Consider the following 12,683-nt stretch of genomic DNA (forward strand, 5'->3'; position numbering starts at 1 on the left):
TTGAATTTAACTTTAAAAAAAGCCTCTATAAGTGGGGGGGGGTATTTGTATTTATCAATAAAATGCGTTTAACTCAGACTTTATCAGATAAAACAATTAATCGATTTCGATAGACCCTTCATTATCAGTTAAGCAGAGTAAAAAACATCATGCTAAAACACTACAAAATTAGTTTCGCTTTATTACTTCTTCTATTAAGCACCTTAGGATTTGCGCAACCTGATATTGATCTTATCGAATTGAAACATAAACCACCAGCACCAGAATTTGTGTTACCCGACATGCAAAATAAAGCGCATAGCCTTTCAGATTACATCGGCCAGCCTGTAATTGTGACTTTTTGGGCGACCTGGTGCCCACCCTGCATTAAAGAACTTCCCTCTTTTAATCGTGCCTCGGCCAAACTTAAAGATGAAAATATATCAATACTAGGTATTAATGTTGGTGAAGATAGGGATACGATTACTTCGTTTCAACTAGAACATGATGTCGACTTTACAATCTTGCTGGATGAAGAAGCTGAAGAGTTAGAAAACTGGAATACCCGGGGTTTACCTACAACCTATATTGTTAACGCCGAAGGCAAAATTGTCTACAAAGCTACCGGCGAACGCGAATGGGATAACGATAGTATTATCAATAAGGTAAGAGCGTTAAAAAACAGTAACAAAAAGACAACTTTAACAAAAAAATAGTCTCGAGCCTCTATACAAAAACGTTATACCACGGCTCATTTCACAGCCATTTAAACAAAGTCACCCCCCTACTTTAAGGCACTTTTTTTAGTGCCTTTTTTAAGCCTTTCTGTGCTAAATATCGATAACAAAACACTTCATTATAAATATCCTAATAGTTAAAATTAAAATTAGTTTGTTGACAATTTCTATCAAAACACTAAATTACAGGCACGAAAAACAATATATAGAGAAACATTGTTAACAATGCCAACGCAACCTATCGCAACATTATCTGAACGTCAGACGCTTTCTGAGCAAGTCTATAACGATATTAAGGAAGCGATTATTGCGGGCGAACTGATTCAAGGTGCAAAAATCACCGAGGATGAATTAGCTAAAAAATACGGTATTAGCCGTGGCCCACTTCGTGAAGCATTGCGTCGCCTAGAAAGCATTCGTCTGCTTATCAAAATTCCACACGCAGGTATGCGAGTCGTGACTCTCACACCTGAAATGATCGAAGAAATCTACATCGTACGTGAAGCGCTTGAAGGCATGTCGGCCAGACTTGCAGCAGAACGCATGACAGACGAAGAAATAGAAGATTTAAGAAATCTACTGGTTCGTCACTCTAGCAATATTGATAAGTCAGATGGCAAGCAGTATTTCCAGCGCGAAGGTGATCTAGATTTTCATTTCCGTATCGCGCAAGCCAGTAATAACCAATGGTTGATGGATTTATTAAGTAGCGAACTTTACCAGCTATTAAGAATGTGTCGCCACCGTACCAGTCAGGCACCCGCTAGACCCACCAAAGCCTTGACAGAACATAAACAAATTGTCGAGGCGATTGCCTCCAGAGATGCCGAACTCGCAGAAATGCTGATGCGCCGTCATATCAGCGGAGCGTGGAAAACCGTAGAAATTTTATTAAAGGAAGAACTCTCCGAAGGAGCACTTCAAAACGATACCGTTACTAAGCAATAACATTTGGTAACAAAGAAAATCAGTAAACAAATTAAGGTCGATATCTACAGTAAATATCGATAAACAAATTAACAGAAAGGTAAATTATTATGAGTATGGGTAAAAAATTCCGTCAAGCTGTCGATGACAACAATCCACTTCAAGTCGTTGGTGCAGTTAATGCCTATATGGCGATAATGGCTGAAAAAGTTGGTCACAAAGCAATCTACTTATCTGGTGGCGGAGTAGCTGCATGTTCAATGGGTATTCCTGATCTAGGAATCACTACCATGAAAGACGTGCTTGAAGATACTTACCGTATTACTGATGCTTCTGAATTACCTTTATTGGTTGATATCGATACAGGCTGGGGTGGTGCTTTCAACATCGCACGTTGTGTTCGTGAATTTACCCGTGCTGGCGCTGGTGCTGTACACCTTGAAGACCAGGTAATGCAGAAGCGCTGTGGACATCGTCCTAACAAAGCCATCATCTCTCAAGGTGAAATGGTTGACCGTGTAAAGTCTGCGGTAGATGCTAAAACAGATTCTGACTTCGTTATCATGGCGCGTACAGATGCATTAGCGGTTGAAGGCATGCAATCTGCAATTGATCGTGCAATCGCCTGTGTTGAAGCGGGTGCAGACATGATCTTCCCTGAAGCAATTAATACACTAGAACAATACGAAGAATTTGTAAAAGCGGTAGATGTACCCGTTCTAGCAAACATCACAGAATTTGGTGCGACCCCACTATTCACATCAGAAGAATTAGCCTCTGTTGGCGTTAAATTACAACTTTATCCTTTAAGTGCATTCCGCGCGATGAGTAAAGCAGCACTTAATGTTTACGAGCACATCAAAGAAGATGGTCATCAGAAAGAAGTTATAGATTCAATGCAAACTCGCATGGAGCTCTACGATTTTCTTGGATACCACGAATACGAACAAAAACTCGATCAATTATTCGCAAGTGAGGAGAAGTAAGAATGAGCGAAACGAATACTGGCCAAGCAGCTAAAACCGGATTCAAACCTAAAAAATCAGTAGCGCTTTCGGGTACTGCTGCAGGGAACACAGCGGTATGTACCGTAGGTGTTACAGGTAATGATTTACACTACCGTGGATACGATATTCTTGAGTTCGCTGAACAAGCTGAATTTGAAGAAATTGCTCATTTGATTATACACGGCACTTTACCGACAGCATCTCAACTTAAGTCTTACAAAGCTAAGCTTAAAGGTTTGCGTGGTTTACCGGCTGCAGTTAAAACGATTTTAGAAAACATCCCACCATCAGCGCACCCAATGGATGTAATGCGTACTGCATGTTCTGCAATGGGAACCTGCATGACAGAGAAAGAGAGTCATCCAGAAGCTGAAACGCGTGAAGCCTTAGATCGTTTAATGGCGAGCTTTGGCTCGATGCTACTGTACTGGTACCACTACAGTCATAACGGCAAAAAGATCGATACTGAAACGGATGATGACTCAATCGGCGGGCACTTTTTACACATGCTTCATGGTGAAAAGCCACCTGAAGAATGGGTTAAGGCGATGCACATTTCGTTAACGCTCTATGCAGAACATGAATTCAATGCATCAACCTTCACTTCTCGCGTCATTGCAGGAACAGAATCTGATGTACATTCATGTATAACTGGTGCAATCGGTGCATTACGTGGCCCTAAGCACGGTGGTGCAAACGAAGTAGCCTCTGATATTCAGAAACGTTACAACAGCGCAGATGAGGCTGAAGCTGATATCCGCGAACGTATGGCGCGTAAAGAAATCATTATTGGTTTCGGACACCCTGTTTATACCGTTGCTGATCCGCGTAACGAGGTTATCAAACGCGTTGCCAAACAACTGTCTGAATCAAACGGAAATTCTACGATGTTTGATGTTGCAGAACGCATTGAAACGGTTATGTGGGACGAAAAGAAAATGTTCCCGAATCTGGATTGGTTCTCGGCGGTTTCTTATGAGCAGATGGGTGTACCAACAGCGATGTTCACTCCTTTGTTTGTAATCGCACGAACCACAGGCTGGGGCGCACATATTATCGAACAACGCCAGGATGGAAAGATCATTCGTCCATCAGCTAACTATGTCGGACCAGAAAACATGCAGTTTGTACCATTATCTGATCGCGGCTAAACCAAGCATATCAAGTACATTATGTACAGATTGCTTGTTGCTTAGCTCAAGCAATCTAGTTGTAACACATAGAAAATTATCACGGGACATATTTAATGAACACAGAATACCGTAAACACCTTGAAGGCACAGATCTGGATTACTTTGATACGCGCGCAGCGGTTGAAGCAATAAAACCAGGATCATACGCAACACTTCCCTACACTTCTCGTGTATTGGCAGAACAGTTAGTGCGTCGTTGTAATCCAGAAACACTCACAGACTCACTAAAACAACTTATCGAAAACAAACAAGATCTGGATTTCCCGTGGTATCCGGCACGTGTTGTATGTCACGATATTTTAGGTCAGACGGCGCTGGTTGACCTTGCAGGTTTGCGCGATGCAATTGCTGACCAAGGTGGCGACCCATCAAAGGTTAACCCTGTTGTTCCAACACAGCTAATCGTTGACCATTCACTAGCTGTTGAAGCACCGGGTTTTGACCCTGAAGCATTTGAGAAAAATCGTGCGATTGAAGATCGTCGTAATAAAGACCGTTTTGATTTTATCGAATGGTGTAAAACCTCTTTCCAAGATGTCGATGTGATACCAGCGGGTAACGGCATCATGCATCAGATCAATCTGGAGAAAATGTCTCCGGTGATTCAGGCCCGCGGCGGCGTTGCATTCCCTGATACCTGTGTTGGTACTGATTCACATACACCACACGTTGATGCGCTAGGTGTAATGGCAATCGGTGTAGGTGGCTTGGAAGCAGAAACAGTTATGTTAGGTCTTCCTTCAATGATGCGTCTTCCGAATATTATTGGTGTAGAGCTAACAGGTAAACGTCAGGAAGGCATCACTGCTACTGACATAGTTCTAGCAATCACTGAATTCCTGCGTAATGAGAAAGTGGTTTCATCTTATCTTGAGTTCTTCGGTGAAGGCACTAAGAGTTTAACCATTGGAGATCGTGCAACGATCTCAAATATGACACCAGAATACGGTGCATCAGCAGGTTTATTCTACATCGACGAGCAAACCATTGATTACTTGAAACTAACAGGTCGTGAGCCTGAACAAGTTGCTTTAGTTGAACAATACGCAAAAGAAACAGGTCTATGGGCTGATGATCTTAAAGACGTTAAATATGGACGTGTACTTACCTTTGATTTATCTTCTGTAGAACGTAACTTGGTGGGACCATCAAACCCACATCGTCGTTTAGCCACTGCTGATCTAGCATCTAGCGGTATCGCTAAAGATATGGACAAAGTACTGGAAGAAGAAGCCGAAGGTAAAATGCCAGATGGTGCGGTAATCATAGCTGCAATCACTTCATGTACCAATACTTCTAATCCACGAAATGTGGTTGCTGCTGGACTTATTGCACGTAAAGCCAACGAGCTTGGTTTGATTCGCAAGCCTTGGGTAAAAACCTCATTTGCACCGGGTTCTAAAGTTGCAGAACTGTATTTAAAAGAAGCTGGTCTATTAACAGAACTTGAAAAACTAGGTTTTGGTATTGTTGGATTTGCCTGTACTACCTGTAATGGTATGTCTGGTGCACTTGATCCAGTTATCCAGAAAGAAATTATTGATCGTGACCTTTACGCCACTGCTGTTTTATCGGGCAATCGTAACTTCGATGGTCGTATTCATCCTTATGCAAAACAGGCATTCCTTGCGTCACCGCCATTAGTTGTAGCTTATGCAATTGCCGGCACCATCCGTTTTGATATCGAAAAAGATGTATTAGGAAAAGACCAGAACGGTAACCCAATTACATTAAAAGATATCTGGCCTTCAGATGAAGAGATCGATGCGATTGTAGAATCCAGCGTAAAACCTGAAATGTTCCAGCAAATCTATAACCCGATGTTCAATTTAGGTGTGATAGAAGAAGCTCAAAGCCCATTATATGACTGGGATGAAAAGAGCACCTACATCCGTCGACCTCCTTATTGGGAAGGTGCATTAGCAGGCGAGCGTACGATGAAAGGTATGCGCCCTCTTGCGGTTCTTGGTGACAATATCACTACCGATCACTTATCACCGTCAAACGCGATTATGCTTGAAAGTGCTGCAGGTGCTTATCTGCACAAAATGGGATTACCTGAAGAAGACTTTAACTCTTACGCAACGCATCGTGGTGATCACTTAACCGCACAACGCGCGACCTTTGCGAATCCTAAGTTGTTGAATGAAATGTGTTTAGACGATAATGGTGAAATCAAACAAGGATCACTCGCACGTGTTGAGCCAGAAGGCGAAGAAATGCGTATGTGGGAAGCGATTGAAACCTATATGGATCGTGCACAACCATTAATCATTATAGCGGGTGCTGATTACGGTCAGGGCTCATCTCGTGACTGGGCAGCAAAAGGAGTTCGTCTTGCTGGTGTTGAAACAATTGTTGCAGAAGGATTCGAACGTATTCACCGTACCAATCTAGTTGGCATGGGTGTATTACCTCTTGAGTTTATCAATGGTGAAACCCGCAAAACTTACAATATCGATGGTACGGAAACGTTCGATGTAGAAGGTGAAATTGCACCTGGTTCTCAACTCACCGTAAAAATGACGCGAAAGAATGGCGAAGAAGTGAATATCCCAGTGAAATGTCGTCTTGATACTGCTGAAGAAGTACATGTCTATGAAGCAGGTGGTGTATTACAACGTTTTGCACAAGATTTCCTTGAATCAACAGCGGCTTAAGGAGCAATAGAATGGCATTTGCACCACAGATAAAAATCCCCGCTACCTATATGCGCGGCGGCACCAGTAAAGGCACCTTCTTTAATCTGGAAGACCTACCAGAAAAGTGCAAAGTCGCGGGAGCCGCACGTGATGCGATGCTGCTTCGTGTTATCGGCAGTCCAGATCCATACGGCAAACAAACCGATGGCATGGGTGGTGCAACGTCTAGTACCAGTAAAACGGTAATTCTGGCGAAAAGTACAAAAGCTGATCACGACGTTGATTACCTCTTCGGACAAGTTTCAATCGACAAACCATTTGTCGATTGGAGTGGTAACTGTGGAAACCTGACTGCTGCTGTTGGCTCTTTCGCCATCAGTAATGGCATGGTTGATGCTGATCGTATTCCTGAAAATGGTATCGCTACCGTAAGAGTTTGGCAGGCAAATATCGAAAAAACGATTATTGCACAAGTTCCTATCACTAACGGTGAAGTACAGGAAACCGGTGATTTTGAACTGGATGGGGTGACCTTTCCTGCCGCTGAAGTTCAAGTTGAATTCATGAACCCTGTGGATGCATCAGAAGCGATGTTCCCCACAGGTAATCTTGTGGATGATCTGGAAGTCCCGGGTATTGGAACATTCAAGGCAACCATGATCAATGCCGGTATTCCGACCATTTTCCTAAATGCGGAAGATATCAATTTCACTGGCGTGAGTTACAACGGCACTGAATTACAATCCGATATCAACAGTGACGAAAACGCACTGGCAATGTTCGAAACCATTCGTGCTTATGGTGCGATCAAAATGGGTTTGATTGAATCCATTGAAGAAGCAGCAACGCGTCAACATACACCTAAAGTCGCTTTCGTGGGTAAACCACAAGGCTATACCTCATCAAGCGGTAAAGAAATTAACGCTGATGATATCGACTTGAATGTGCGCGCCTTATCGATGGGTTTATTACACCACGCGATGATGGGCACCGCTGCTGTAGCCATCGGAACGGCTGCAACGATTCCTGGCACTCTGGTTAATTTGGCAGCGGGTGGCGGAGATCGAGATTCCGTTACTTTCGGACATCCATCAGGCACCTTGAAAGTAGGCGCAGAAGCTATCGAAAATGAAGGTGAGTGGACAGTGAATAAAGTCGTAATGAGTCGCAGTGCACGCGTATTAATGGAAGGTGCTGTAAGAATTCCCGGTGATGTGCTTGATAATATTCCAGTTGATGATATGGAGAACAAATAATGAAGGTTAGTGATGCATTAAAGCAAAGAAAATCTGTTCGCGCTTATATGGATAAGCCCGTCGAAGATGAAAAAATTCAGGCAGTTCTAGAAGTAGCTAGACATGCACCATCAGGTACTAACACCCAACCATGGCAAGTAGCAGTGGTTACTGGCAATTCTAAATTAGCCCTTCAAGATAAAATCGAAACTGCATTCAGAGGCGGTGATCGTGGTAAAGCGGATTATGACTATTACCCCAATGAATGGGTATCACCGTTTAAAGATCGACGTAAAGAATGCGGTCTGCTGATGTATTCAACACTAGGAATTACCCGCGAAGATACAGATCGCCAACTGGATCAGTGGGCGGCTAACTATCGTTCATTTGATGCACCCGTGATGCTGTTGTTCTTTATGGATAAGATCATGGAACGCGGTTCCTTTATGGATTATGGCATGTTCCTGCAATCCATCATGTTAGCTGCAGAAGAACAAGGTTTAGCCACTTGTCCTCAAGCCTCTCTGGCAGATTACCCACACATCATCAAACCAGAACTTGGTTACGATGATAACACTGTATTGCTTTGTGGCATTGCACTGGGTTACGAGGAAAAAGGCGCATTAGTAAATAGCTATCGTACATCACGATTAGAGGTAGAAGAATTTACACAATTTTTTAAATAACGTTTTTACACATGTTTTTTCAATAACACTTTCTACGATCAAATCCGCTAGAAACAAATGATTGATCCAGAGTAAGACATTTGAAGAAAGTAAGACAGAAAGGTGAAATACGTTATTCAGTAAATAAAGTCACCCCCCTACTTTAAGGCACTTTTTTGCTTTATTTAGGGTGGTATACCAGTTCAATCATAGGAGATTAAAGTGAGTTACCAACAAGAGTTTAATGCTGCAAAAAATGACCCGGAAGGTTTCTGGAAAGACAAATCAGAAGCTTTGGAATGGTTTAAGCCACCGCAAAATATTTTAACCCAGGATGAAAATGGTATTCATCACTGGTTTGCCGATGGTGAAATGAACACGGCATATATGGCTCTTGATTATCATGTCAATAATGGTCGTGCAGATCAGGCGGCATTGATATATGACTCACCCGTTACAAACACCAAGAAAACATACACCTATCGCGAACTACGCGATGAAGTAGCACTCGCTGCCGGTATGTTGAAGGACCTTGGTGTAGAAAAAGGTGACCGCGTAATCGTCTATATGCCGATGATCGCGGAAGCTGCTATTGCCATGTTGGCATGTGCTCGAATCGGTGCCATTCATTCGGTGGTTTTTGGTGGATTTGCTGCACCAGAATTAGCCGTACGTATCGACGATGCTAAACCAAAAGTTATTTTAAGTGCTTCATGTGGTATCGAAATCAAACGCGTTATCGAATACAAACCGCTGATCGACAATGCTATCGAAATCGCTGAACACACACCACAAAACGTCGTTGTATTCCAACGTCCAGAAGCGACTGCTGAGTTATCTCATGATCGCGATGTCGATTGGTCCGAAGCGATCAGTAAAGCACAACCCGCTGAATGTACTCCGGTAAAGGGTACAGACTTGCTTTACATACTTTACACTTCAGGCACAACAGGAAAACCAAAAGGCGTAGTTCGTGAAAACGGTGGTCATGCCGTAGCAATGAAATACAGCATGAAAGCGGTTTACGATATCGACCCGGGTGATGTGTTCTGGGCGGCTTCGGATGTTGGCTGGGTTGTTGGTCATTCATATATCGTTTACGCACCACTACTACACGGTTGCACAACCATCCTTTACGAAGGCAAGCCAATCATGACGCCAGACGCAGGTGCATTCTGGCGTGTAATCAGTGAATATGGCGTTAAAGGTCTTTTCACTGCGCCTACGGCTTATAGAGCGATTAAGAAAGAAGATCCAAATGCAGATTTAGCCAAGCAGTACGACCTGTCTTGTTTAGAAGCACTTTACTCTGCCGGCGAACGTCTTGACCCTGCAACCTTTGACTGGCTGGATGAGAAATTCGGCTTACCTATCGTTGATAACTGGTGGCAGACAGAAACTGGTTGGGCGATCGCGTCTAATATGACTGGCATCGAAAAGATGAAAGTGAAACCAGGATCTGCAACTGTTCCTTGTACGGGTTTCAATGTGCAAATTCTTGATGAAAACGGTAAAGAATTAGGTCCAAACGAGCAAGGTAATATCGCGATTAAACTTCCGATGCCGCCAAGCTGTTTAACTTCAGTCTGGGGTGATCTGGATCGCTTTAAAGCAAGCTATCTTGAAACCTACCCGGGTTACTACGTAAGTGGTGATGGTGGCTATATTGATGATGAAGGTTATTTATTCGTCATGGGCCGAGTTGATGATGTAATCAACGTCGCTGGTCATCGTCTCTCAACCGGTGAAATGGAAGAGATTATCGGCAAGCATCCAGCTATTGCAGAATGTGCAGTTATTGGTCGCGATGACGCATTAAAAGGACAAATGCCCACTGGCTTCGTGGTGCTTAAAAATGGCATTACCATGACTGACGAAGAAATCACCAAAGAATTAATTACTTTAGTTCGCCAGGAGATAGGTGCTGTGGCATCATTCAAAGAAGTACATGTTGTGCCACGTTTACCGAAAACTCGCTCTGGTAAAATTCTTAGAAAAACCATGCGTCAAATCTTTAATGGTGAAGAATATATTATTCCTTCAACCATCGATGACCCTGATTCATTGAGCGAAATTCAAGAACTAAAAGGATAATTAACAAGAATGAAAGCTACGTTTCAAGATCTAGGGAATGGTGTCACCGTTGTTGACGCCGAATACACACAACCGGGTATCGCTGCTCTTTATTTAATCGAAGAAGATGGTGATGTGGCGATTGTCGAAACCGGTACTAATGACAGTATCCCCTATATTCTTGAAGTTCTTGAATCGAAGCAACTCAGTTTTGATGATGTGAAATACATCATTCCTACGCATGTTCATCTGGACCACGCAGGTGGTGCAGGTGAACTCATGTTGAAATGTCCTAATGCAAAATTGGTGATTCATCCTTATGGCGCGGCCCACATGATTGACCCAAGCCGTTTAATTGCGGGTGCATCAACGGTATACGGTGAAGAAGCCTTTAAAAAGCTCTACGGTACGATTCAACCTGTCGATGAAGATCGTGTCATTGAAGCACCCGATCTATTTACTATCGACATGAATGGTCGTGTTTTAGAATTTTTGGATACACCGGGCCACGCCAATCATCACTTTAGTATTTACGATAAAAAGAGCGATGGCATTTTCACTGGGGATACCTTTGGCTTATCCTATCCACAACTAACCACCGCAGAAGGTCGATTCATTTTCTGTACGACTACACCTGTGCAGTTTAATCCTGAAGCGTTACTCGCCAGTATCGATAAGATTTTGGCTAAAAATACGTCAAAGATTTATCTCACGCACTTTGGTGAAATCAAACCGACAGAGAAAGTCATCGAGCAACTCAAGGCCAGTGTGAATGCTTTTGTCGAGATTTCAGAAGCTGCCAAAGACATGACTGAAAATCGTATCGAACATATTGATCAAAAAATCAGAGAGTATTTGCTCAAAGTGTTAGCCGATATGGGTTGTGAACAGGATGTCGATTTCCAAAACAGTGTAATCAAGTTTGATAGTCTATTGAATGCACAGGGATTGGATTTCTGGTTAAGCAAACTAGCGAGAAAAAAGGCTTAGAGCTTATTTAAATCTCTTATTCACTTTAGCCACCCCCCTACTTTGAGGCGTTTTTTCTAACGCCTCATTTGTGTCTATTTTTTTATCTCTTTTATACCTGTATTTTTTACCTGTATTTTTAATCGAAGCTTGCTAAGCTTCTTTTAACGTTTCGCGGTACGCTTTTACAAATTTATTTATAACGTTAGTTATTTATAACGTTTTTTAACAAGCATGAAAGTAACTGCTCAACACACCGTCTAACAAAACCAACAATAACCGATAATAGTTAGATAAACATATAAGACCTTAAAAGGAAAACGTAGGATGCATAAGATTCAACATTCGGCGCATAAACTATTAGTCTATGTAGAAACATTAGGATTATTCATAATCGCGATTTCCACCGTTATTGCGATAGGCTTTGAAATCGCGGTTATGGTCAGGGCGCAAACAGTTACACTGGGTGATCTTTTACTATTATTCATCTACCTTGAAGTATTGGCCATGGTTGGCATCTACCTGAAATCAGGTAAGTTACCTGTTCGAATGCCACTGTATATTGCCATTGTGGCGATGGCGAGATACATGATTCTGGACATGAAGAATCTGGATACCTATAGAATGTTAGGGCTAGCCGCAGCAATGCTGGTAGTCGCATTAGCGATTTTAGTCATCCGTTACGGTCATACCCAGTTTCCGTATAAAACCAAAGATGAAGAAAATCTTTAGCGGGTATAACACGCTGTGTAACAACTTCGTCATTCATTAACACTACTCTAGAGCTGCGTATTTAAAGGCAGCTCGGTAGTATTCTTAATTTCAGTCACTGCCAGATGCGAATGCACTTCGCCAATCATCGGCAACTCCAATAATTTACTACGAACAAATTTCTCGTATTGGCGTATATCACGCACGACTATTTTCAACATATAATCCCATGATCCTGTCATGGTGTAACACTCAACCACTTCTTCGAACTCTTTGACTCTTTCTTCAAACGCTTCCAGATGTCTTCGGCGTGTCTCTCTAAGATTGATTGTACTGAAAGCAACCAGATCGATACCTAACTTTTCCCGATTTAAAACAGCTACTTTTTTATTGATAATATCTTTTTGAATAAGCTGATTGATTCGTCTCCAACAGGGAGATTGACTCATATTCAAAATCTCGGCGATATCCGAAGAACTACGGTCTGCATCAGACTGCAGCAGTTTTAAAATTTTAATGTCCTGTTCACTTAAGTCGATCATATT

Annotated in this window: 11 protein-coding genes; 10 read left to right on the plus strand and 1 reads right to left on the minus strand. The window is 42.4% G+C overall.

Translation table 11 applies throughout. The features are described from left to right. Window positions 1-149 precede the first annotated feature (149 nt). From EV695_RS12195 to EV695_RS12240, 10 genes are all read left to right on the plus strand, one after another. Window positions 150-695, plus strand: a complete 546-nt coding sequence (locus EV695_RS12195; RefSeq protein WP_131906261.1) for a TlpA family protein disulfide reductase — start codon at window positions 150-152, stop codon at window positions 693-695. A gap of 246 nt (window positions 696-941) precedes the next feature. Then, window positions 942-1,664 (plus strand): GntR family transcriptional regulator, encoded by a 723-nt coding sequence (locus tag EV695_RS12200; RefSeq protein WP_131906262.1) that lies wholly within the window; start codon window positions 942-944, stop codon window positions 1,662-1,664. An 89-nt stretch (window positions 1,665-1,753) separates the two neighbouring features. After that, window positions 1,754-2,629, plus strand: a complete 876-nt coding sequence (prpB, locus tag EV695_RS12205) for a methylisocitrate lyase (protein WP_131906263.1) — start codon at window positions 1,754-1,756, stop codon at window positions 2,627-2,629. A 2-nt stretch (window positions 2,630-2,631) separates the two neighbouring features. Further along, window positions 2,632-3,801: a bifunctional 2-methylcitrate synthase/citrate synthase gene (gene prpC / locus EV695_RS12210; protein WP_131906264.1), complete on the plus strand. Its 1,170-nt coding sequence runs from the start codon at window positions 2,632-2,634 to the stop codon at window positions 3,799-3,801. 95 nt (window positions 3,802-3,896) lie between these two features. Next, window positions 3,897-6,503 (plus strand): Fe/S-dependent 2-methylisocitrate dehydratase AcnD, encoded by a 2,607-nt coding sequence (acnD, locus tag EV695_RS12215; RefSeq protein ID WP_131906265.1) that lies wholly within the window; start codon window positions 3,897-3,899, stop codon window positions 6,501-6,503. A gap of 11 nt (window positions 6,504-6,514) precedes the next feature. After that, window positions 6,515-7,741, plus strand: coding sequence for a 2-methylaconitate cis-trans isomerase PrpF (gene prpF, locus EV695_RS12220; RefSeq protein WP_131906266.1), 1,227 nt, complete (start codon window positions 6,515-6,517; stop codon window positions 7,739-7,741). After that, window positions 7,741-8,406 (plus strand): nitroreductase, encoded by a 666-nt coding sequence (locus EV695_RS12225; RefSeq protein ID WP_131906267.1) that lies wholly within the window; start codon window positions 7,741-7,743, stop codon window positions 8,404-8,406. The genes prpF and EV695_RS12225 overlap by 1 nt, the downstream gene beginning before the upstream one ends. Window positions 8,407-8,607: 201 nt before the next feature. Further along, complete coding sequence (locus EV695_RS12230; protein WP_131906268.1) at window positions 8,608-10,479, plus strand: propionyl-CoA synthetase; 1,872 nt, start codon at window positions 8,608-8,610, stop codon at window positions 10,477-10,479. Between the two features lie 9 nt (window positions 10,480-10,488). Further along, the gene (locus EV695_RS12235) at window positions 10,489-11,448 is read left to right on the plus strand and encodes an MBL fold metallo-hydrolase (RefSeq protein WP_131906269.1); all 960 of its coding nucleotides are present in this window, start codon (window positions 10,489-10,491) and stop codon (window positions 11,446-11,448) included. Window positions 11,449-11,754: 306 nt separating this feature from the next. Further along, the gene (locus EV695_RS12240) at window positions 11,755-12,159 is read left to right on the plus strand and encodes a phosphate-starvation-inducible protein PsiE (RefSeq protein ID WP_131906270.1); all 405 of its coding nucleotides are present in this window, start codon (window positions 11,755-11,757) and stop codon (window positions 12,157-12,159) included. A 47-nt stretch (window positions 12,160-12,206) separates the two neighbouring features. Here EV695_RS12240 and EV695_RS12245 read toward each other — a convergent pair whose 3' ends face one another. Beyond that, on the minus strand, window positions 12,207-12,680 hold the full coding sequence (locus EV695_RS12245; protein ID WP_131906271.1) for an Lrp/AsnC family transcriptional regulator: 474 nt from the start codon (window positions 12,678-12,680) through the stop codon (window positions 12,207-12,209). Window positions 12,681-12,683 lie beyond the last annotated feature (3 nt).

It is taken from the genome of Cocleimonas flava, assembly GCF_004339015.1.
Lineage (GTDB): Bacteria > Pseudomonadota > Gammaproteobacteria > Thiotrichales > Thiotrichaceae > Cocleimonas > Cocleimonas flava.